Origin of the sequence: Flavobacterium sp. H4147, from assembly GCF_029360735.1 — a bacterium.
In the GTDB taxonomy this organism is placed as follows: domain Bacteria; phylum Bacteroidota; class Bacteroidia; order Flavobacteriales; family Flavobacteriaceae; genus Flavobacterium; species Flavobacterium endoglycinae.
In genome coordinates, this window is the sequence record NZ_JARKNB010000002.1 from 1297209 (window position 1) to 1321094 (window position 23886).

A 23886-nucleotide genomic window follows, 5' to 3' on the forward strand; every position below is an offset into this window, starting at 1 on the left:
TATTTTTGATTCCTGTTAAAAAACAATAAAATGCATAAAAAACAGCACTTAATATTTTCACTTTTATCTCTATTTTTCTTCACTTCGTTTATGAATGCGCAGGAAAACCTGCATCCTAAAAATGAATTCAGAGGTGTCTGGATTGCAACGGTTGTAAATATCGACTGGCCTAAAACGGCAATAGACAACGTAGAAAAAGAAAAAGCTGATTATCTTGAGATTCTGGAAACGTATAAAAAGTTAAATTACAACGCTGTCATTGTCCAAATTAGAAGCGTTGGCGATGCCTTTTATCCGTCAGAAATGGCCCCTTGGTCACGTTTTTTAACAGGTAAAGAAGGTCAGGCTCCAAATCCGTATTATGATGCTTTGGCTTGGATGATCGAAGAAGCCCACAACAGAGGTTTTGAATTTCATGCTTGGCTGAATCCGTATCGTGCAACTTTCGATTTAAACAAAAATCTTTTGAGTCCAAATCACGATATTTTCAAACATCCGGAATGGATGATCGAATACGGCGGAAAATACTATTACGATCCTGCTTTACCTGAAGTGCAGACACATTTGACAAAAGTAGTTAAAGAAGTGGTTGACAAATACGATATCGATGCTATTCATTTTGATGATTATTTCTATCCATATGCCGTTCCTGGAAAAGTTTTTAACGATACCGCATCTTATAAAAAATACGGTGCAGGTTTAAGCCTTGCCGACTGGCGTCGAGCTAATGTGAGCAACTTCGTTCATACAATTTCAACTACCATAAAGACGAGTAAACCTTGGGTTCAATTTGGAATTAGTCCGTTTGGGGTTTGGCGAAATAAATCGCAGGATCCTAGAGGTTCAGAAACACAATCAACCTCTAATTACGACGATTTATATGCTGATCCTGTTTTATGGATGGAACAAAAATGGATCGATTATATCCTGCCTCAATTATATTGGAGTATGAACAACCCAAGAGCCAATTATTCAAAATTGGTAAAATGGTGGTCTGAAAATTCAAACAATACAGCTGTTTACATTGGTCACGCCTCTTATAAAATTAGAGGAGATGCTGATAAAAGCTGGAATTTTGCTACCGAAATTCCAAATCAGGTTGATTTTGCAAGAAGTTTTAAAAATGTTTCCGGAAGTGCATATTTCAGTGCTAAATGGTTCATGGATAAAAACTTCGACATTACACGTCTTTTAGCAGAAAACCAATATAAATATCCTGCACTTCCTGCAGCTGTTCCGAATTTAAAACGGATTATCATTGATAATCCTGTTTTTACTGAATTTACAAAAGATAGTTTAAAATATACATTTTCGCTGAAAAGTCCGCTGAATACAAAAGTGCGTTACATTGTAATTTATGGTGGTGAACATATGTCGAAAGTGAATACAAATGATGCGACTAAAATAATTGATAAAGTAAGAGCCGTTGAAAAAGATGGCGAGATAAGCTTTTCAATTCCTGCTGAAAAAATCCGTCAGTATAAAGCTTGCGCTGTGACATTTATTGATTATTTTGCAAACGAAAGCACACCTGCTTCAGCCGACATAAAAAAGAATTTTAAAATCTATTCACCTGCTCAGCCAAATGAAAACAGATAATACTAAACCGTGGTTTTGGATTCCGCTTCTTAATTTTGCCTCAGGATTACCATATGCCGTAATAATTTCGGTTTCGGTATTGATGTACAAAAATCTCGGAATCAGCAACGAAGACATTGGTCTTTATACAAGTTTATTATATCTGCCTTGGGTTATTAAACCGCTTTGGAGTCCGTTTATTGAACTCACAGGAACCAAAAGAAAATGGTTTTTATCGATGCAGCTGTTAATTTCAATTGCATTTCTTCTAGTTGGTTTTACGATTCCAACAAACGGATTTTTCATGATGACTTTGGCAATTTTCTGGGTTGCCGCTTTTGCTTCGGCATCTAACGATATTGCGAGTGATGGTTTCTATTTATTGGTTTTACCAAAAGAACAGCAGTCTTTTTTCCTCGGAATCAGAAGTACTTTTTACAGATTATCCATGCTGGCAGGAAACGGATTAATCGTCCTTTTTGCTGGATATCTAGAACATAAATACAGTGACAATACAAAAGCATGGTCATACACCATGATTTGTGTGGGCTTGCTAATGACTTTTATTACGATTTACAATTTCATCTTCACACCTAAAAACGAAATTAATCCAGCTGAAAATAACGAACACCATCATCAAAACTTTGGAACTATTTTCATTAGCTTTTTTAAGAAAAAACAAATTGCTGTTGTTTTAATTTTTATTTTGGTTTTCAGATTAGGAGAATCACAGTTATTAAAAATGCTGACACCATTTTTGATTGATCCTATTAAATATGAATTAGTAGAAAAAAGCTCAGATCTAGATGAAAATAAAGCTTTAGAATTATATAATACTAAAGTAAAGGCAGGTATAAAACTTGAAAATTCAGAATTAGAACTATTATATTCAAAACTACCAGTAGTGGTTGAAACTAGAAAAGGTAAAAAACCTGTAGCAGAAACTAAACCTAAAGCGAATGAAGAATATAAAAAAGTAAATGAAGCAAGAGTTAGTTTTATTGATGGATTGATTTCTAAAAATGGAAAACAAAAAACCGTTCAAGTAGGCGGAATGGGTCTTGACACTGAAGACGTTGGTTTGATATATGGAACTTTGGGATTAATTGCTTTAACGATTGGAGGAATTATGGGCGGAATCGCAATCTCAAAACAAGGACTTACTAAATGGATGTTTCCAATGTTTCTGGCTATGCACCTTCCAATTTTAGGTTTTATTTTATTGGCATTCTTTCATCCTTCATCCATTTATTACATTTATGCCGTTGTAATTTTAGAACAATTTGGCTATGGTTTTGGCTTTACGGGCTTTATGATGTATTTAATTCATGTTGCCGAAGGAGAATCAAAAACAGCACATTATGCACTAGCAACTGGATTTATGGCATTAGGAATGATGCTTCCAGGAATGTTAAGCGGTTTTATACAAAAATATTTAGGCTATCAAAACTTCTTTATCTGGGTTTTTATTGCCACAATTCCAGGTCTAATTTTATCTCGTTTTTTAATTTTCCCGAAAGATTTTGGGAAAAAATCTGAAGAAGTTTAACCCCAAATCAAACTCTTACAATATGGAAATCAATGAAAATTTGCAGGCCGAACGCAATCTAAAAGGAGCTGAGTTCGAAAAAACAGGAGATCTTGAAAAAGCTATTGCTTTGTATGAAGAAAATGTAACTGAGGGATTTAAAGGAAATCATCCTTATGATCGATTAGCTACAATATACAAAAACCAAAACGATTTGGATAATGAAATCCGCGTTTTAGAAAAAGCAATTGTAGTGTATGAAGAAATTACAATTGAAGACCGATTAGAAGGTTTACCAAAACTTTTTCGTTTCAAAAACCGTTTAGAAAAAGCAATTGAAACCAAAAAACAATTGGCTAAGCAAAAGAAAGCAAAGTTGAAATAAAATATTCTTTTAAACAGATAGAAAGATAGATTTTTTCCTTTGCAAAAAGAATTTAAAAAGAGAAACTCTTTTCTCAACACATAGCTATGTGTATTTAAACAAAGTGAAACACCTTTTCCAAGAATTAAATACTATGTTTCTATGTGTTTAAATTTCAAACGATTCTAATTAAACCATTTTAAATCATGAACATAAAACGAACTAATTCAGACGACATTGATTTTATAAATCTGGTTGTTTTATTAGATCAAGATTTAGCGATTAGAGATGGTGAAGATCATGCGTTTTACAATCAGTTCAATAAAACCGATAAAATAAAACACACTATTGTTTATTACGAGAATGATATTCCAGTAGGCTGTGGAGCATTTCGTGAAAAAGAGACAGGAAAAACCGAAATCAAAAGAATGTATGTTCATCCTGATCATCGCAAAAAAGGAATCGCTTCTGCAATTTTAAAAGAACTCGAAATCTGGGCTAAAGAAGTCGGTTATACTTATACGATTCTTGAAACAGGAAAAAACCAGCCCGAAGCCATCAACTTATATCAAAAATTAAATTATACCATAATACCGAATTATCCTCCTTACGAGAAAATGGATAATAGTGTCTGCATGCAAAAGACTTTATAATAATGAAAATGACAGCTGAAGCTCTACGACAAAGAATAGGACAGTTTTTCTTTCCTGCCGTATTTATCAACGATACCGAAGAAAATATTCAAGAAACCGAACGCCTTATTAAAGAATATAATATTGGAGGACTTACCTTTTTCCATAGTCGTGCGAGCGCTGCCACAAATTACGAAAGCAAGCAAAAAATCGTTTTTAACGATGACAGTTACGAAAAAATCAAAGCGCTAATTGTTCGTTATCAAAAAGTTGCTTCCACTCCACTTTTAATTAGTATTGATGCTGAATGGGGTTTGGCAATGCGCATCGAGAAAACACCGCAATATCCGTATGCGATTACGCTTGGCGCTTTGCCGGAGAATAAATCCAATTTGGTTTACGAAGTGGGAAAACAAATTGGTTTAGATTTAAAAGCTGCTGGAATTCAGTATAATTTGTCGCCTTTGGCTGACATAAATATTAATCCGAACAATCCGGTTATTGGCTATCGTTCTTTTGGTGAAAACAAAGAAAAAGTTGCCAATTTTGCTGTTGAATATCTAAAAGGAATGTCGGAAGTTGGCGTTTTGGGCTGTCTGAAACATTTTCCCGGACACGGAAATACCAATGTAGATTCGCATTTAGGATTACCGGTTTTAAAAGAAACTTTAGAGGAATTATTAGAAAACGAATTATATCCTTTCATCAAAGGAATCGAAAACAATGTCGACTCTATTATGATTGGACATTTGGCTGTTCCGAGTTTAAATGAAGGGAAGGATACTTCTGCAACATTATCAAAAGGGATAATTCAGGATCTTCTGCGTGACAAATTAGGTTACGACGGTTTAGTAATTTCTGATGCTTTAAACATGCACAGTGTTTCGAAATTGTACGAGACAAAAGGACAGTTAGAATGGGAAGCTTTCAATGCTGGAAATGATGTTTTATGTTTTGCTGAAAATGTTCCCGAAGGAATTGAAGCTATTTATAAAAATGCTTCGCCAGATCGTATTTTTGAAAGTTATAACAGAATCATGAAAGCGAAAGAAAAAGCAGGAATCCTTTCTGGAAATACTTCCGTTTCAGGCGAATTAAATTTCGAAAAAACATCTCAACTGAATCTTGAAATTGCTCAAAATGCAATTACGAAAATTATTGATAACGGAATTTCAGATTTAGCTCTTGAAGCACAGAAAAACAATAAATTAGCGAAACTGAGTTTATATAAAAATACTGAAAATACATTCTTCAAAACTTTAAATTCAAAATTACCTTCACCAGAATTTGCTTTCGAAAGTTTAGAAACTTCGGATATTTCGTCTATTAAAAATGAATTAGAAAATTTCGAAACGATCATTGTTTCATTATTTGTTCCAAAGGCAAAACCTTTGAATAATTTTGAAGTAAATAATGAAGTTTTTGAACTGCTTTCTAATCTTTTACAAACCAAAAAATGCATTATTTACGTTTTCGGAAATCCGTACATTTTACCACTTATTCCAAATCTTAAAAAGGCTTCAGGATTAATTCAGTCTTATCAAGATTTTGAAGAATTTCAAAAGACAGCAGGAATTCAATTTTTAGAAAAAAATAGTTCCAATGGTATCTTACCTGTAAATATTGATATTCAATAGATTACAGTAAAGGATAATCAAAATTTATCAACTTATAAATTTTTATAATCACATCTTATTGTAAGTACCTGTACTTATGCCCTACTTTTGCACCAAATAAATTTTTAACGTAAAACGAATATTATGTCTTTAGTAGGAAAAAAATTCCCAAGTATTGCAGTAGATGCTATCTCTGAAATGGGTGACAATTTAAAAATCAACATTTTTGAAGAAGCAGTAAACAACAATAAAAAAGTACTTTTATTTTGGTACCCAAAAGATTTTACTTTTGTATGTCCAACTGAATTACACGCCTTTCAAGCTGCATTACCAGAATTCGAAAAAAGAAATACTATCGTAATTGGTGCTTCTTGTGATACAAACGAAGTTCACTTTGCTTGGTTAAATACTCCAAAAAACAATGGTGGAATCGAAGGTGTTACTTACCCAATCTTGGCTGATACAAACCGTAACTTAGCTAACATTTTAGGTATTCTTGATATCGAATCTACAAGCTACAGCGAAGATACTGATTCAGTTATCATCGAAGGTTCAAACGTAACTTACAGAGCTACTTACCTAATCGACGAAACTGGAAAAATTTTCCACGAAAGCGTAAACGATATGCCATTAGGACGTAACGTAAACGAATACTTAAGAATGGTTGATGCTTACACACACATCCAAACTAAAGGTGAAGTTTGTCCTGCTAACTGGGAAGCTGGTAAAGAAGCAATGTCTGCTGACAGAGTTAGTACTGCTGAATACTTAAGCGCAAACTAATTTTTTATAAAGGTACAAAGGTTCAGAGGTACAAAGTGGCAAAGTTTTTTTTGCTACGTATAAACAAAGTCAAATACTTTGCCCCTGAACTTTTGTTACCTTAAATTCCTTTCTAAATTAAATAAATGCAAAGGTCAAAATGCAAAAATCTTATTTGCATACTACCTCATAGACAGAGTTTTCAAAACTTTGTCCCTTTGAACCTTTGCCACTTTAAACCTTAAAAAATAAACAAATGTTAATCGACTTAAACGAAGATACGTTAGCAGATTTAGTTGCTAAAAACGAAAAAGTAGTAGTACAATATTCAGCTTCATGGTGTGGAAATTGCCGTATTATGAAACCAAAATTCAAAAAATTAGCAACAGAAAATGAAGCTATCACTTTTGTTTTGGTTGATGCAGAAAATTCTCCAGAATCAAGAAAATTAGCTAACGTAAGCAACTTGCCTACCTTCGCTACTTTCGTAAACGGACAATTAGTTGGCGAAACTCAAACCAACAAACAAGAAGTTTTAATTGATCTAGTGAACGCTATTGTTTAATTGGTTATTTGTTTATTCGTTTAATCGATTAAACAAAAAAACGATTTAACGTTTAAACAAAAAATTATGAAATTACCAGTAATCAAACATTTAACACAATTCATTGAAGAAAACGATCAGGATTACATCATCGAAACGATCGAAGTTCTAGAAGCCATGACTGAAATTCCTTCTCTTAAAGACGAAGAATTGGACGTAATCGGCGAATTGATTTCAAATATGTACGGCGCCCTTGAAGTACAAAAATTGGTAGCTCAGGGAACAGACAAAAAAGAAGCTTTAAATACATTTATGAAACGTGTTTTAGGATCTATCGATAAATAATCGAGCCTCTTTTTTCAAGAAAAAAAACAAAAAAACATGACTGAGAAAGCGTTTCTATATTTTAGGACGCTTTTTTTTGTTTACAGTCGTCAGTTTTTTTAGTGTTCAGTCGCAGTTTTCAGTCGCAGTCTTGACGCAATCTTTGTCAGGCTGAGCGAAGTCGAAGCCCACATAAGTAACTCCACATTCAAAATCAAACTTTGACAAAGTTGAACATAAAAAAGTATCAAAACTAAAAGAACAATATTCACTTAAAATTAAAGTTATCACTAGAATAATCTGCGATAATAAACCGCAAATTCGTGAATTCGGGGCTATTCAAAAACCATCCTAAATCTATCCTTAAACCCATAACAAATACTTTTAGATTCAAATATTAATCCTTACTTTTGAACCTCATTAATTTTAAACAAAAATCATGGCATCAATCACATTAGGAGGAAATCCAGTTCATACATCAGGCGAATTACCAGCAGTTGGATCGCAATTAGCTGACTTCAAATTAGTTCAAAATGATTTATCAGTTGCTTCTTTAAGTACTTTCGCTGGTAAAAAATTAGTTTTAAATATTTTCCCAAGTGTTGATACAGGAACTTGTGCAGCATCTGTTAGAAAATTCAACGAAAGTGCAAGCGGATTAGAAAACACTACTGTTTTATGTATTTCTAGAGATTTACCTTTCGCACAAAAACGTTTTTGCGGCGCTGAAGGCTTAGAGAATGTTGTAAACTTATCAGATTTTCAAACTGGTGCTTTTGGTAAAGCAAACGGACTAGAAATCGTTGACGGACCTTTAGCAGGATTACACTCAAGAGTTATTATTGTTGTTGATGCTGATGGAAAAGTTCTTCATACAGAACAAGTTGCTGAAATTGCTAACGAACCAAATTACGAAGCCGCTTTAGCTGCACTATAATATACTCGCTCTAATGGAGTTTCAAAAAGACAATACTTTTGTTACAGGTCGCTTAAAAAGCGTTACATATGCTTTTAAAGGAGCTGTAAAATTAATAAAAACAGAACACAGCGTTATGGTTCAATTCTCATTGGGAATTATCATGACTATTGCTGGGTTCTATTTTCACATTTCACAAACCGAATGGCTGTGCCAAACATTAGCCATCGGTTTGGTTTTAAGCATTGAAGGATTAAATACAGCAGTTGAAAAAATTGCTGATTTTATTCATCCTGATTACAGCAGACGAATCGGATTTATTAAAGATATTGCTGCAGGAGCGGTATTTTTTGCCGCAATGACAGCAATTGCAATAGGTTTAATTATTTATATTCCAAAATTTATATAGGCAGGAACATAAGAATGGCAAAAAGTAAAAAAGAAACTGTAGACAAAAAAACCGAATCAAAAACTGCAGGCATTAGATCCTGGAAACTAAACAAACCTCAAAGATTTGTTTTGGGATGCCTTTTGGTACTCTTTTCTATTGCATTGTTAGTCGCATTTATTTCATTTTATGTTAACGGACAATGGCAGACAGACCAAAGTTCGGTTAATAGTCTTGGCGATCGTACAGAAGAAGTGGAAAACTGGCTCGGAAAATTCGGAGCTTACCTTGCTGATTTGATTGTTTATAGAGGTTTCGGTCTTGCTTCTTTTATATTTGTCCGTTTATTTTTCCTTACCGGATTATTTCTGGCATTGGAACTTTCAACCAAAAAACTAAAAAACACTTGGTTTTGGGACATTTTTGCTATTATTATTGTTTCAATCCTATTTGGTTTTTTTGCCACTTCAGCTCCAGAATTAGGCGGAACTATTGGTTATGAATTAAATCTTTTTCTTCAAGATTACATCGGAAAAACAGGAACTTTACTAACACTGCTTTTCGGATTAATCGTTTATTTAATCTTTAAGATAAAAGTTTCTCCAGAAAAAATTCAGTCTTATTTTGATTCTACTAAAAAAGAATTCAAATCAGAATTAAATTCTATTAAAACTGTTCAGCCAGCACAACAATCACAAGAAGAACCTGAAAGTGCTTATAATCTGGAAGAATTTGCGATTGAAGAAGATCCTGAGTTAGACAACATCCATCTAAAAACAGTTGACACACAATTCGAACTCAATAAAGAAGCTTTAAAACCAACAATTTCTCATTCATCTGAAATTGAATTAAATCCGATTTTAAAACCAATTCAGCCGCCGCCAACGCAAATTACAGCCACCCCAGACGAGGCTTTTGTCATTGAAAAGGCAGAAGAAGAAGATATTATTGAAGAAAACCTGGCTTCTCGTCTAGTTGCTGATTTCGGATTATTTGATCCAACTTTGGATTTATCGAATTATAAATTCCCAACCATCGATTTGTTAAAAGAATATTCGACCGGAGGAATTACGATCAATCAGGAAGAATTAGAAGAAAATAAAAACAGAATTGTAGACACACTTCGTAACTACAAAATTGAAATTGCACAGATTAAAGCAACCGTTGGTCCATCGGTAACTTTGTATGAAATTGTTCCAGAAGCTGGAATCAGAATTTCCAAAATTAAGAGTTTAGAAGATGATATTGCGTTATCATTATCAGCATTAGGAATTCGTATTATTGCGCCAATTCCAGGAAAAGGTACTATCGGTATTGAGGTTCCGAACAAAAACCCAACTATGGTTTCCATGAAAAGCGTTATTGGAGCAGCTAAATTCCAAGAAGCTGAAATGGAACTTCCAATTGCTTTAGGAAAAACTATTTCTAATGAAACTTTTGTGGTCGATTTAGCCAAAATGCCTCACTTATTAATGGCGGGTGCTACTGGACAAGGTAAATCGGTTGGATTAAATGCGGTTTTAACTTCGCTTTTATACAAAAAACATCCTGCAGAAGTAAAATTCGTTTTAGTCGACCCGAAAAAAGTAGAACTTACGCTTTTCAATAAAATAGAAAGACATTATTTAGCCAAACTTCCTGATACAGAAGATGCTATTATTACTGATAATGCAAAAGTAGTTAATACGTTAAATTCGCTTTGTACCGAAATGGACAATCGTTATTCTTTATTAAAAGATGCGATGGTTCGTAATATTAAAGAATACAACGAAAAATTCAAATCCAGAAAATTAAATCCAGAAGCCGGCCACCGATTTTTACCATACATTGTTCTGGTTGTCGACGAGTTTGCTGATTTGATTATGACTGCTGGAAAAGAAGTCGAAGTTCCTATTGCGCGTCTTGCGCAGTTAGCCCGTGCAATTGGTATTCACTTAATTATTGCCACACAAAGACCTTCTGTAAACGTTATTACAGGTTTAATTAAAGCGAATTTCCCTGCCAGAATTGCTTTTAGAGTAACTTCTAAAATTGACTCAAGAACCATTTTGGACACACAAGGAGCCGATCAGTTAATTGGACGAGGAGATTTATTATATACAAACGGAAACGACGTTATTCGTGTGCAGTGTGCTTTTATTGACACACCTGAGGTTGAAAAAATTACAGATTTTATTGGTTCACAAAAGGCATATGCCACAGCTTATTTGCTTCCAGAGTTCGTTGGAGAAGAAAATGGCATCAATCTTGATGTGGATATTTCCGAAAGAGATGCCTTATTTAGAGAAGCGGCTGAAATTATTGTCAACGCACAGCAAGGTTCTGCTTCATTACTGCAGAGAAAATTAAAATTAGGATACAACAGAGCCGGTCGTTTGATCGATCAGCTGGAAGCAGCAGGAATTGTTGGTCCATTCGAAGGCAGTAAAGCCAGAAGCGTGAATATTTCAGATTTAAGTGCTCTTGATCAATTTTTTAATAATGAACAAAATTAACCCCATCATGAGAACAAAAATTCAGGAAATCAAAAACAATTCTATCACTAACATGACTAAAAAGTGTTTTCAAACAGCTCTTTTATTCCTTTTGAGCTTCACTTCTATTCACGCTCAGGATAAAAAAGCGAAGGATTTATTGAACGAAGTAACTGCAAAAATAAAGAGCTACGATAATATTGTTATCGATTTTAAGTATTCTCTAAACAATGCAAAAGAGAATATCAATCAAGACAGTAAAGGAAATGTAACAATGAAAGGAAATCAATATGTATTGAATTTCATGGGTGTTACTAAAATTTTCGACGGACAAAAAACTTATACTATTGTACCGGAAGATGAAGAAGTTACTGTTTCTAAAGTAAACGAAAAAGACGATAACGCCATTACACCTTCTAAAATGCTTACCTTCTTTAATTCAGGATACAAATACACTATGGATATTGTGCAAAACGTTAAAGGAAGAAAGATTCAATATATCAAATTAGTACCTACAACTGGAAAAGACCAAAGAAAAGAAATTTTGTTAGGTATTGACGTTCAGACAAAACACATCTACAATTTGATTGAAACTGGAAAAAACGGAACAAAAACAACTTTAACCGTTAATTCTTTTAAAACCAATCAGCCATTATCAAAAAATCAATTTACCTTTGTAGCGAGTAAATACCCAAAATACTACATTAATAAATTAGATTAATTAGAAGGTTGAAAATTCTAGACAGATACTTATTAAAAACATTCTTATTTACATTTACTACGGTATTTGTAATCTTATTTTTCATATTCATACTTCAAACAGTATGGCTATTTATATCAGAACTAGCAGGTAAAGATCTCGACCTAATATTGGTCGTGAAATTCCTGCTTTTTTCTATGCCCCGTATTATACCGCTGGTGTTACCACTTTCGGTTCTTTTGGCTTCAATCATGACTTTCGGAAACTTAGCCGAGAACTACGAATTCGCTGCTATGAAATCATCTGGAATTTCGCTACAGCGTGCTATGCGGGTTTTAATCATTTTTATTTTCCTTTTAAGTATTGTGGCATTTTGGTTTGCCAACAATGTTATTCCGTATGCCGAATTTAAATTCGTAAACTTCAGAAAAAACATCGCTCAGGCAAAACCTGCTATGGCTATTGCCGAAGGACAATTTAATGATGTTGGAACTTACAACATTAAAGTCAACAAAAAATCAGGTGAAAACGGTAATATTTTAACTGGAGTTACAATTCACGAAAAAGCCAATAACATAGGCGAAAACAAAACCGTAATTAAAGCAAAAGACGGAGAATTAATCAGTAACGAGAAATCTAGTATTTTAAAACTGGTATTAAATGACGGTTATTATTATCAGGATGTTACTCCAAAAAAATACGAAGACAGAGCGAAAATGCCTTTCATAAAAGCTGCTTTCAAAAAGCACATTATCAACATCGATTTATCAGAATTAAATAAAGTTGATGACAGTAAAGAAAGTATTGCAGGAACAAACGCCATGCTTAACGTTAATGAATTGCGTTATACGCTGGATTCTTTAAATAAAAATCTTGAAAATGAAATTGTTTCTTTTTCAGAAAATATAAATCAGCGTGTGGGAATTAGAAAACCTACGTTCAGACCAAATGCAAACGAGAAAGTAAAGAAAAAATCACTTCCAAATGATCTTTTGTCTTTATATACCAATAAACAAAAATCTGATGTCATAAAAATGGCAAGCAGTAACGTTACCAATAACATCTACTCAGTCGAATCTACTCAAAAAGATTTAAAAGACAAACAACGAGAAATCAACAAACACTTAACCGCATTATATGAAAAGTTTGTGATTGCATTTGCCTGCTTCTTAATGTTCTTTATTGGCGCACCTTTAGGAGCAATTATACGAAAAGGAGGACTTGGCTTACCTATCGTTTTTGCTGTCTTGATTTTCATTACATTCCATTTCATCAATACATTTGGTAAAAGATTATCACAGGAAGGAGGAATGACACCATTTATGGGATCATGGATGTCATCTTTTATATTATCTCCATTAGCCATATTATTAACCTATCGTGCCACAAACGATAATGGGTTAATCAATTTTGATGCGATAACAACCCCAATATCACAACTATTTCAAAAAATTTCTGAGCGGTTCTTCCCTGCTCAAAACAAAGAATAATTATGTCAACAACAAAAATACAACTGAATACTATTGAGGAAGCTATAGAGGATATTCGTCAAGGTAAAGTAATCATTGTAGTCGATGATGAAGATCGTGAAAATGAAGGCGATTTTTTGGCTGCTGCCGAAAAAGTAACTCCAGAAATGATCAACTTCATGGCGACTCACGGACGTGGATTAATCTGTACTCCGCTTACAGAAAGTCGATGCAAGGAACTTGATTTACGTGCTATGGTAACCAACAACACAGATCATATGGAAACTGCCTTTACAGTTTCTGTAGATTTAAAAGGACAAGGTGTTACTACTGGTATTTCAGCCGCTGACAGATCCAAAACCGTTCAGTCACTAGTTGACCCAAATACAAAACCACACGATTTAGCTCGTCCAGGACATATTTTCCCTTTAATTGCAAAACAAGGAGGTGTTTTAAGAAGAACCGGACATACTGAGGCTGCTATCGATTTTGCCCGTTTGGCTGGATTTAAACCAGCAGGTGTAATCTGCGAAATTCTGAATGAAGACGGAACAATGTCTCGTTTACCAGAATTGATTAAAGTTGCTAAGAAATTTGATTTAAAATTGGTTTCTATCGAAGATTTAGTTGCTTACAGAATGCAGCACGATAGTTTGATTGTTAAAAAAGAAGATTTTGACATTGAAACTCGTTTTGGAACTTTCAGATTAAGAGCTTACGAGCAGACTACAAATAAGCAAATTCATATCGCTCTAACAAAAGGAACTTGGAATCTTGGCGAACCAATCTTAACACGAATTCACTCTTCTCAAGTTAATAATGATTTATTAGGCACATTGACGAATAATGCTGAACAGCAGTTAGACGATATGTTTAAAGTCATTAACGAAAACGGAAAAGGCGCTGTTATTTTCATTAATCAAGATATGACGGCAGTTAATCTTTTAAACAGAATTTCTGAACTTAAAGCACTGCAATCACAAGGAACTTTAAAAGCACCTAAAGTAATTATTGATAGTAAAGATTACGGAATTGGAGCTCAAATCCTGCACGATATTGATATTTCTAAAATCAGATTGGTTTCAAATACAGAGCAAACCAAACGTGTAGGTATGATTGGTTATGGTCTTGAAATTACAGAATACGTTAATTATTAATATGGGAACAGTAGAAGAAAGAATTCACAAATCAGAAACTCGTATTTTTAAAGCGGTTTTTCCAAGCACAACAAATCATTACGATACTCTATTTGGAGGAACAGCACTACACCTTATGGATGAAGTTGCTTTTATATGTGCAACACGTTTCAGCCGTAAAAAAGTAGTTACAATTTCAACTGGCCAAATTGACTTTAAAAAAGCAATTCCAGCAGGAACTTTAATCGAATTAGTTGCAAAAGTAATCAGTGTGGGAAGAACAAGCTGCAAAATTCATGTTGATATTTTCATGGAACAGATGTATTCTGAACTTCGCGAAACAGTAGTTTCTGGGACTTTTTCATTTGTCGCTGTTGATGAGAACAAAAAACCAACGCCAATTTTAGACGATTTAGAATAATTTTCAAAACAAATCTATTTTCGGAAATACTGATAATTAGACACTTGAAAATTATCTTAAAAAACTTCAAAAAAAAGTCCAAAAAAAGTTTTTATAACCGAAAAACCGTCTTATATTTGCACCCGCAATCAGACAATGAGAGCGACATACTGGAGAAATGGCAGAGCGGTCGAATGCGGCAGTCTTGAAAACTGTTGACTGTAACAGGTCCGGGGGTTCGAATCCCTCTTTCTCCGCTGAGAGCTTAAAATGAGACTTTTCAAAGTTTACAAAAAAGGCTAAAATCCACGGAAAACCCTGCAATCAAGCAGGGTTTTTTCTTTTATATATTAAAAAGAAATATCGACTTAATTAAAAATTCTCCCGAGCAGTATTATCTACAGATTATTGCTGAATATGGCACCGCTTTAAATCATATTCCCCTAAAAGATATTGCTTCCTATCTGGGCATTCCCCAGCAAGCATTAAGTAGGATACGCAGGCGCATTTTTAAACCTGGGTTCATTGTTTTATATTTGTTTGTTCGGAAGTTTGTACTTTAAAATTTACAATTATGATTAGAGAAATTACAGAGATGGATTATGCCAGATTAATGGAAATCTGGCAGAGTGCGGTAATCAATACGCATGATTTTCTTAAAGAGGAAGATTTTTTATATTATAAGGAAATGCTTCCTGTCTACTTTAAACATGTTGCCTTATCTGGATTTGAGAAAGATGGAGTATTAGTAGGTTTTATAGGAACTTCAAAAGAAAATCTTGAAATGCTGTTTATTGATAATGATTTTCGAGGAACTGGAATAGGAAAAAAATTGACTGCATTCGCAATAACCAACTTAAAAGTAAGCAAAGTTGATGTGAATGAGCAGAATACGCAAGCACTTAACTTCTACAAACATCTAGGCTTTAAAATTGTAAAAAGATCAGCGCTAGATGAAAAAGGAAAAGAATATCCTATACTGCATATGGAATTATAATCCGCTTTTAAGCAAAATCTTAAGTTTAAAAACATAAAAATACTTGATTAGAGTCATCTATAATAAGACAAAAGCTTCAGATTTTCTCTGAAGCTTTTTTGTATTAATAAGGTAACAGTATAATTCTTAATTGTTTTTATGGTCGGATTTTACCTTTATTCCATCTTAAATTTTTCATTTTTACAATCTAAAATTAGTTTATGATTTAGGAAAAGTTTATTTCCTATCATTCCCTGCATTCCAGAACGTTTCATTAAAAATTGCTGCAGATCAGATATTCCTTCAATGTATGTGACTTCAGAGAGATTTAATGTTTTATTATTAAATTGTATTTTCTTTTTCGCGGAAGCAGAATAAATAGCTAACGTAGTTCCCCATGAATTTCCCTTTTCCTTTTTTACGGCACTATTTTTTATTCGGTAGTTCTGCCAGTTCTCTTTTGTCGTAATCAACTCATAACCACTGGTTCCAGAATCGTAAAGTAATTTTAGCTTTTCATTTTCAACAGCTGCCGAAATAAGAATTTTACGTTTTTCAAATTCAAAATCGGAGAAATCATTTTCTTTCCATGTTTCAACAAAATGACACAGGCTGTTTTTAAAGTCTAAAACCACAATTCTTTTTTCTAATAAATCTGTTCCGATCGTTCCGATGATATTATCTGCTTTTGGATTGTTAAAATCAATCTTTCTGCCATAATCTAAAACTTCAAATGTTTTAGAAACAACTTTGAGATTTCCGATTGTAAAAGCTGACGGAATCTGATTTCGGTCATTTATTCTAAGAGAATTATGGAATTTTTCTGAAATCGATTTTAAAGAATTTCTGTAAAAAACGGTAACAGGCGAACCTGAGTCAAACTGCATATAAAAAGTCTGAGCAATTCCGTTGATTTTTACAGGCAAAAGCAGGGCAGAATGTGAATTTCCTTCGCTTGAAATCCATCTCATAGGAATATTTTCTGCAACTCCGTAAACGTTTAAATAGTTTTCCGGCGGAGAAAATTTATTTTGAAAATAAAGATACCCTCCTAAAAGGAATAAAATAATAACGGCTAAAACTATGGCGGCGATTTTCTTAAATAATTTCATGTTTTTTTCTGCAAGATTCGGTTTTTATTTCCGATTTTCGAGTAAAAACAATACGACACCTTTACGTCAGTTTTATGACATTAGTTATAAAAAATTGGTTTTTAGCTTTATAGACAATTGTTTTTTCTGGTTTAAACTGATTCCGTTTATAATAACAATCAATAATTTTAAACCTAAAATTATAATTAAAGGAATAAGAAAAAACGGAAACTTCAGAGAAAATAGACTTTGAACAAACGGACTTATAATCATTGAAACGGAAAGAATAAGACTTAAGAGCATTTGAAAACCTACAATTTGTTTTCCAAATTCTTTATTTAGTAAATCCTTAGTTTTATGAGTTAAAACCAAAGGAAAAATAACACTTCCGAACGGGATAATGAGTCCGGATAAAACAGAAAGATTAATAAGTTTTGCTCTTTCGATTGTGCTGTTTTCTTTTTTAATAAACAGGTTATCAGGTTTGGTTTCTAAAGTTTGTGCTACTTTTTTTAACGTAAAACCTTTAAGAATATGTCCAGCTTCAACGCGCTGAATAGTACGCAGCGAAAGGCCTGATTTTTCGGCAAGCTCATTTTGAGTCATATTTTTTTCTTCTCTCAAAATTTTGACTTTATTCTTCATGGTTTTTGGATTTAGTACTAAGGCGAAATTATGAAAAAACTTTGATTTTGATTGTTTTACTGCTCGTAAACACACAGTTATTAAAGAATAGTCTAAACAAAAAAAGCTCGAGATTTCTCTGAAGCTTAAGTTGCATAAAGCAACTTTCGTTTGAAATGTGCTGCTTATAGGATAATAGACTCTAGATGGCTATGACTCTTATTCATTTTTCGATTACCTAAAAACTCTTAAAATAAAGGTTATTCCAAGTACGATAGAAACGAAAAACAGCCTTACGGCTGTTTTAATTTTTATGTGATGACACTATAATAAATGATTTTACATCTCTTAAAATCAGCCTCATGAACTAATCTTGACCAAAAACTTTTCCCAGATGTTCTTCCATAACAAAATACGGATCATCGGTGTGAGTCATCGATCTTATATGAATTAAACTTGTTTTACTCATCATTCTAAGCATTTGTCTTCTTTCACACGGAACAATTATTCCATTTTCTTCTCTCTGACCTGCTGTAAAAGCACTTCTGCCATGGGCACACAAGTGATTATTGACAAATATAACGTCTCCTGAATCCGGAATGTAATCACTGTTAATCAACTCTTTGGCTTCATTCCAGAACTCGGTTAAATTGTAAAGAGCTTCCGGAGTCTGCCCTGCTTTTTCATTAAATATCTGCTCTGCAGCATCAAATCTAATAAAAGGCAGGTCTTTATTTCCATATAAAACAGAAGCCAGCGGACCATCATTAATTTCATCCTGATAGTTAGCATCTTTAGGGCACTGATAAATAGGATCGAAAAGTTTTTCCATTATTTTATTTACCTTTCCGTGTGATCGTACAGAGTAAAGTGTAGAAGGAACTCTTTCTTCATTTCGCAGATAAAGAAAGCTTAAAAAATCAGCCTGGTGCAGTAAAAATGCATCTTCAGTATGAACATATAAATTTGTTTTTGAACCCGAACCTGTCTGTGTACCCGCCATTTTTTCATCAGGGATAACAGCGTGAAGTATTCCTCCTCCTTTTCGCTGCGCATAATACTGAACAGGTTTAGAAGGAACCGCGCCATGCAGTAATGAACAAATAAAGCCGTATTTATTCAGTTTTGAATAATCTGCGCTCTGCCAGTTAGCAGGTGTCGGCCCTAGATGGTCCTGATCAACTTCCAGAAGACCTCTAAATATAATGGCTCCGTACTGGTCTGCTGAGAAATCTGTTCCAAAACGGCTTAGGATTCTGGCGATTCTTTCTGGAAGAAGCTGGAAAGAATAAAGATGAAGTGCCTCAATATAATCTGGATTTTCATAGCTTTTAAATGCCTTCTCCAGAAGGGTTCCTACATTAGATAAAATGTTTCTTTCCTGAGGCGTAACCTCCACTATCAGCGGGCTTGTAGGAATTTTATAACCATAGTTCTCTTTTACCAGTATTTCATCTTCAATTAATGATTGTGATTTCATTTTTTTAGTTTATTTAATAGTTAACAATAATTGGGACAAATAAAAAACACAAACTACTAAGAATAACCTATATACAAATAAAACATCATTCCATAACATTAAGATAATGTAGAGAATTTCGTATAATTTTTTTTTCTGTTTTATTTTTTTTATAAAGATTAATTTCTACATTTGCTCCTACTGTTTTTATTCATTCTAAATAAAATCTACTTACAAATGTATTTATTTTCACAAATAAAAAAAGAATTTTCTTAAAAAATTTATTAAAAAAATATGAATATTAGCACTAAACCTAGTAAAATCAAGGTGTCCGATTTTACAGACAGACACAATATTTCAAAAATCATTCGAACGAGGCGAAGTGTTTATGCTGATGAATTCATAAAGCAAAACATACCCGACGAATTATTAAATGAAATCTTGACAGACGCGACTTATGCACCTACGCATAAAATGACCGAGCCATGGCGGTTTATAGTTTTTAAAGATGGTTACTTAAAACAGCTTGGCTCTTTTCTGGCGGATTATTACAAAGACTTTTATTTTGAAAAGTTTGCTGCCGAAGAAGCTTTTGAAAAATATAATCTGCTGAAGGAATATCCGCTTAATTCGGCTTGCGTGATTGGTGTTGTAATGGTTCGTAATACCAAAATTAACCTGCCCGAATGGGAAGAAGTCGCCGCTGTTTCATCTGCTGTTCAAAACATAGCCCTCTCCTGCACTGCCCATGATATTGGGAGTTACTGGAGTACCTCAGCAGGTGCAGTTGATTACTTAAAGCAATTTGATCTGGCTGAAAACGAGCAGTCTCTCGGTTTAATTTATGTAGGCTATTATCCTGAGGATCTTGAACCTTCCAAAAAAAAGAGAACTCCGATTTCTAACAAAGTAACGTATTACCAATAATCTCAATTCTAAAATTTATCATTATGCAAAACCTATTAGACAATGCCCCGGATGTCTTTGTTAAAAACTCCACTGACGATTTTTATCAGGATATTTTTCATGAAAATTCAGGAGCAGAATATGCCAATGCAATAGAGTTAGTACAAAAACGTGTAGCTGGTTTTCTTGAAAACACAAAAACTCCGTTCAGCGGTATTAAACCTGATGAAATCAGAAATAAAGTCGAAGCTGTAAACTTAGATCAGCCGGTTCAGGATTATGAAAGCCTTTGGGATGAGATAGATGAAATTTATGTCAATCACGCAACTGCTTACCATTTACCAGAATATATAGCCCATTTAAACTGTCCTGTTGTGATTCCCGCTTTAGCAGCTGATGTATTGATAAGCGCTATTAACTCATCTCAGGATACATATGACCAAAGCGCAGGAGGAACATTTATAGAAAGAAAACTGATTGCCTGGACGGGTGAACAAATTGGATACAGCACAGATTGTGATGGTATTTTTACAGGAGGAGGATCTCAGAGCAATCTTATGGGACTTCTTTTGGCAAGGGATTATTTTGCTTTAAAATATCTGAACTGGAATATCAAATTAAATGGCTGTCCTCCCGATTCAAGTAAGTTCAGAATTTTTGTTTCAGAGAAATCTCATTTCAGCAACCAAAAAAATGCTTCAATTCTGGGTCTTGGCGAACAATCTATTGTTCAAGTAGTTACAGACAGCCGTTACAGAATGGATGCCGAAAAATTAAAACAGGCTATTATTGAAGAAAAAGAAAAAGGCAACATTCCGATTGCTATTGTGGCCACAGCGGGTACAACAGATTTCGGTAATATAGATCCATTATCTGAAATTTCAGTTCTGGCAAGAGAACATGAATTATGGATGCATGTTGATGCAGCTTACGGCTGCGGATTATTGCTGACAGATAAGTACAAACATCTGTTAAAAGGCATCGAACAAGCTGATTCTGTTACAATTGATTATCATAAATCTTTCTTTCAGCCTATTTGCAGCAGTGCTTTTATGGTAAAAAACAAACAGCATCTTCATATCATAAAACATCATGCTGATTATTTAAATCCAAAAGAGCAGGATTATGATGAACTGCCGGCACAAATTAACAAATCTTTGGTGCAGAGCACACGCCGTTTCGATGCTTTAAAACTTTGGTGTACACTGCGTTATATGGGCAGAACTAAATTAGGAGATTATACAAATACCATTATTGAAACGACCAAACAAACGGCTGAAATACTGGAAAACGACAACGAATTTGAACTATTAACCGATTCAGATTTAAGTGTTTTGGTTTTTAGGTTTAAACTAGACGGCTGGCCTGGAGATACTTGTAAAATGAACTTACACATTAAAAAGAAAATGTTCTTTAATGGTGAAGTTTTAGTGGCAAGCACAAAAGTAAATGGCATTTTTTACCTGAAATTCACCATTTTGAACCCGTTAACCACTATCGCACATATCAATAACATGCTTTCAATTATAAAAAAACACGGAAATGAATACATCTTCTCCTAAAGAGATTGCTCAGGAAGCAGTCGATATTACGTTAACCATTTTACTTAACTGTTGTGTGCGTGAGCTGGGCAACAGCAGTTTTTATGAAGGAGTGCCTAAATACGATCCTGTATTAAAATCGTATATGTCAAAGTACAATCATAAACTTCATCTAAAACTGGATTTTCCGGTTGATCAGGTTGAAGTCTATGCACCAATACGTTACAGATCTGAAACCTTCAGACATTTGTATGACTTTCCGGTAATGGAACGTGATCTTACCAATGAAACCATAAAAGAAATAGATGCTGACCGTTTATTAGAATTAATTACAACTCATGTAAGACAGCAGTATCCGTTGGCAGATTCTAAAAATGTAAAAAAGAGAATGCAGCTGAGTACAGAGAAAATAGCGCAGTTCTTAGAACATTTTCAAACTTCGCAACAGCAGTTTAATAAACCGGAAATGACGTTTATCGAAGCGGAACAATTATTTCCGGCAGGCCATTTACTTCATCCGCTTACCAAAGGTCGTGAAGGATTTACAGAATCAGAAGTTTTAAAATATGCTCCTGAAACTGGCGGTCATTTCCAGTTGTATTATTTTTTAATACATCCTGATCTGGTTATCGAAAAATCTGTAGATACTATCCTTCCTTCTGATTTTGCGAAAAAAACGGTATTAGAAGCAAACAGCAACGATAAAAAACTATACGATTTACTGGAGCAATATCCTGATTGGAAAGTAATTCCGGTTCATCCGTGGGAAGCTTCTTTTTTTAAATCTCAAACTGTATTTGATACGCTGGTAAAAGAAAATCTTCTTATCGATTTAGGTGAATTTGGAAAAGAATTTACAGCAACCTCATCGGTAAGAACAGTATATAATGAAGAAAGCGATTATATGTATAAGTTTTCTCTTCATGTAAAAATTACTGGAGCAGAACGCATTAATCATTATCATGAACTTTACAGAGGTTATGAAGTATCGCGCTTAATGCAGACAGCCTGGGGAGACAATGTAAGGAAATCGTATCCAGAGATTGAATTGATCTGCGATCCGGGCTTTATATCCGTATCTTATAATGGAAATGTACTCGACAGTTTTTCTACCAGTGTGCGTTACAATCCGTTTAAAATTGCTGCAGGCCAAAAGGAAAACAATGTCTGTTTATTGGCTTCTTTATGTCAGGACAGCGTATTGGGAGATCCTTCGAGAATGTACAACGTCATTGAAAAAGCTTCAGAGCAAACTGGATTATCTCTGGAAAAAACCAGTGAACTTTGGTTCAAAAAATATATAGACATTATAGTTGGCGGTGTAGTAAAAATGTTCAATGAGCAGGGAATGTTCTGCGAATGGCATCAGCAAAATACGCTTGTACAATTGGATTCAGCATTCATGCCTGAAAAACTATTTTTCCGTGATAATCAAAGTTTTTTATTCAGAAAACCTTTTGAAGAACAGCTAAATGAAATCGTACCCGGTTTAGCAGAAAATGGAAAAATGTTTATCCCAGACGATCGTTTATACAATTTATTGCTTCATTATTTCTGGGTTGGCAATATACTGGCCGTTGTAAATACTTTCGGCACCAGCGAGCTTGCAGATGAAAAAAATCTCTTGAATATTCTATATGACACTTTAGAAGATTTACAAAAACAAGACAAAAGCGGTCTGGTTACGTTTATTCTCGAAAGCAGATATTGGAAAGTTAAAGGCAATTTACTGACTGCACTAAATGATATTGACTGCGGCGGTAATCCTGCCGGTGTTACGCGTATCAACTTCCCTAATGTTTTACACAAACGCTTCTTTTCAGAGCAATTGATAAATCCAAAAGGAAAAGAATTGGTCTACAACCGTTATTTCCCTAAAGAAGATGTAACGATTAGTCTGCGTCCTCTTGATTTAGAAAATGACTTAGAAATGCTGCATGAATGGTTTCATCGTGACCATGCCAAAGCCAACTGGAAAATGGACTGGCCTTTACGTGAACTGGAAACATATTACAGAACGCTGCTTCCGGGTGACGGCTTGTACAGCTACATAGGAATGGCTAACGGAGAACCGACTTTTAATATTGAAGTCTATTGGCCTACCCGCGATGTATTGGGTGATTATTATGATGTGCTGCCTACGGATTATGGAACGCATCAATTTATTGCACCGACAGATCCGAAGCAAAAATATGTTTCTCCATCAACACAATGTATGATCGATTATGTATTCGCTCAATCTGAAACGGGCAGAATGGTTGGTGAAGGTTCTGTTGATTCCAGAGCTTCGATGATGAACAAAGCTTTTCATGGCTTTAAAATCGATAAAGTGATCGAAATGCCGCATAAAACCTCAAATCTTAATTTCTGCTACCGTGAATGGTATTGGGAAAAATTCCCTCAGAATAAAGACATTAACATAAACTCAGAAGCAGAACATAATCTTATAAACCAATAA

Annotated in this window: 22 protein-coding genes and 1 tRNA gene; 20 read left to right on the forward strand and 3 right to left on the reverse strand. The window is 34.1% G+C overall.

Translation table 11 applies throughout. From position 1 onward, the window contains the following. Positions 1-30: 30 nt before the first annotated feature. From P2W75_RS13505 to P2W75_RS13585, 17 genes are all read left to right on the forward strand, one after another. On the forward strand, positions 31-1599 hold the full coding sequence (locus P2W75_RS13505; protein ID WP_276380847.1) for a glycoside hydrolase family 10 protein: 1569 nt from the start codon (positions 31-33) through the stop codon (positions 1597-1599). Beyond that, complete coding sequence (locus P2W75_RS13510; RefSeq protein WP_276380848.1) at positions 1586-3127, forward strand: MFS transporter; 1542 nt, start codon at positions 1586-1588, stop codon at positions 3125-3127. Before P2W75_RS13505 ends, P2W75_RS13510 begins: the two co-directional genes overlap by 14 nt. Before the next feature lie 22 nt (positions 3128-3149). Further along, on the forward strand, positions 3150-3491 hold the full coding sequence (locus tag P2W75_RS13515; protein WP_276380849.1) for a hypothetical protein: 342 nt from the start codon (positions 3150-3152) through the stop codon (positions 3489-3491). A 185-nt stretch (positions 3492-3676) separates the two neighbouring features. Beyond that, positions 3677-4123: a GNAT family N-acetyltransferase gene (locus P2W75_RS13520; protein ID WP_276380850.1), complete on the forward strand. Its 447-nt coding sequence runs from the start codon at positions 3677-3679 to the stop codon at positions 4121-4123. A gap of 2 nt (positions 4124-4125) precedes the next feature. After that, the gene (locus P2W75_RS13525) at positions 4126-5739 is read left to right on the forward strand and encodes a glycoside hydrolase family 3 protein (RefSeq protein WP_276380851.1); all 1614 of its coding nucleotides are present in this window, start codon (positions 4126-4128) and stop codon (positions 5737-5739) included. Between the two features lie 123 nt (positions 5740-5862). Further along, positions 5863-6501, forward strand: coding sequence for a peroxiredoxin (locus tag P2W75_RS13530; protein ID WP_053471125.1), 639 nt, complete (start codon positions 5863-5865; stop codon positions 6499-6501). A gap of 235 nt (positions 6502-6736) precedes the next feature. Next, on the forward strand, positions 6737-7045 hold the full coding sequence (locus P2W75_RS13535) for a co-chaperone YbbN (RefSeq protein WP_008462030.1): 309 nt from the start codon (positions 6737-6739) through the stop codon (positions 7043-7045). Positions 7046-7111: 66 nt separating this feature from the next. Next, positions 7112-7369, forward strand: a complete 258-nt coding sequence (locus P2W75_RS13540; RefSeq protein WP_008462029.1) for a hypothetical protein — start codon at positions 7112-7114, stop codon at positions 7367-7369. A gap of 418 nt (positions 7370-7787) precedes the next feature. Then, complete coding sequence (tpx, locus tag P2W75_RS13545; protein WP_276380852.1) at positions 7788-8285, forward strand: thiol peroxidase; 498 nt, start codon at positions 7788-7790, stop codon at positions 8283-8285. A gap of 13 nt (positions 8286-8298) precedes the next feature. Beyond that, positions 8299-8673 (forward strand): diacylglycerol kinase, encoded by a 375-nt coding sequence (locus P2W75_RS13550; protein ID WP_180859357.1) that lies wholly within the window; start codon positions 8299-8301, stop codon positions 8671-8673. A gap of 14 nt (positions 8674-8687) precedes the next feature. Further along, positions 8688-11147 carry a DNA translocase FtsK gene (locus P2W75_RS13555; protein WP_207297283.1) on the forward strand — a complete coding sequence of 820 codons (2460 nt, stop codon included), beginning with the start codon at positions 8688-8690 and terminating at the stop codon, positions 11145-11147. A 7-nt stretch (positions 11148-11154) separates the two neighbouring features. Continuing rightward, on the forward strand, positions 11155-11847 hold the full coding sequence (locus tag P2W75_RS13560) for an outer membrane lipoprotein carrier protein LolA (protein WP_276380853.1): 693 nt from the start codon (positions 11155-11157) through the stop codon (positions 11845-11847). Between the two features lie 8 nt (positions 11848-11855). Further along, entirely contained in the window at positions 11856-13316 is a 1461-nt protein-coding gene (locus P2W75_RS13565) for an LptF/LptG family permease (RefSeq protein ID WP_207297284.1), read from the forward strand. Between the two features lie 2 nt (positions 13317-13318). Then, positions 13319-14452 (forward strand): 3,4-dihydroxy-2-butanone-4-phosphate synthase, encoded by a 1134-nt coding sequence (gene ribB, locus P2W75_RS13570; RefSeq protein WP_207297285.1) that lies wholly within the window; start codon positions 13319-13321, stop codon positions 14450-14452. Position 14453: 1 nt separating this feature from the next. Continuing rightward, complete coding sequence (locus tag P2W75_RS13575; RefSeq protein ID WP_207297286.1) at positions 14454-14852, forward strand: acyl-CoA thioesterase; 399 nt, start codon at positions 14454-14456, stop codon at positions 14850-14852. A 151-nt stretch (positions 14853-15003) separates the two neighbouring features. Beyond that, a tRNA-Ser gene (locus tag P2W75_RS13580) sits at positions 15004-15088 on the forward strand. A gap of 317 nt (positions 15089-15405) precedes the next feature. Then, a complete protein-coding gene (locus P2W75_RS13585; protein ID WP_276380854.1) occupies positions 15406-15828 on the forward strand; it encodes a GNAT family N-acetyltransferase in 423 nt (140 codons plus the stop codon). 155 nt (positions 15829-15983) lie between these two features. On the opposite strand, the gene P2W75_RS13590 is transcribed toward P2W75_RS13585, so the two are convergent. From P2W75_RS13590 to P2W75_RS13600, 3 genes are all read right to left on the reverse strand, one after another. After that, positions 15984-16919 carry a hypothetical protein gene (locus P2W75_RS13590; RefSeq protein ID WP_276380855.1) on the reverse strand — a complete coding sequence of 312 codons (936 nt, stop codon included), beginning with the start codon at positions 16917-16919 and terminating at the stop codon, positions 15984-15986. Between the two features lie 84 nt (positions 16920-17003). Further along, positions 17004-17543 (reverse strand): helix-turn-helix domain-containing protein, encoded by a 540-nt coding sequence (locus P2W75_RS13595; protein WP_276380856.1) that lies wholly within the window; start codon positions 17541-17543, stop codon positions 17004-17006. Between the two features lie 346 nt (positions 17544-17889). Further along, entirely contained in the window at positions 17890-19002 is a 1113-nt protein-coding gene (locus tag P2W75_RS13600; RefSeq protein ID WP_276380857.1) for a taurine catabolism dioxygenase TauD, read from the reverse strand. A 273-nt stretch (positions 19003-19275) separates the two neighbouring features. Between P2W75_RS13600 and P2W75_RS13605 the strand changes: the two genes are divergently transcribed. The 3 genes from P2W75_RS13605 to P2W75_RS13615 are packed head-to-tail and all read left to right on the forward strand — an operon-like array spanning position 19276 to position 23886. After that, the gene (locus P2W75_RS13605) at positions 19276-19908 is read left to right on the forward strand and encodes a nitroreductase (protein ID WP_276380858.1); all 633 of its coding nucleotides are present in this window, start codon (positions 19276-19278) and stop codon (positions 19906-19908) included. A 23-nt stretch (positions 19909-19931) separates the two neighbouring features. Further along, the gene (locus P2W75_RS13610) at positions 19932-21449 is read left to right on the forward strand and encodes an aspartate aminotransferase family protein (protein ID WP_276380859.1); all 1518 of its coding nucleotides are present in this window, start codon (positions 19932-19934) and stop codon (positions 21447-21449) included. Further along, on the forward strand, positions 21430-23886 hold the full coding sequence (locus tag P2W75_RS13615; RefSeq protein WP_276380860.1) for a GNAT family N-acetyltransferase: 2457 nt from the start codon (positions 21430-21432) through the stop codon (positions 23884-23886). The genes P2W75_RS13610 and P2W75_RS13615 overlap by 20 nt, the downstream gene beginning before the upstream one ends.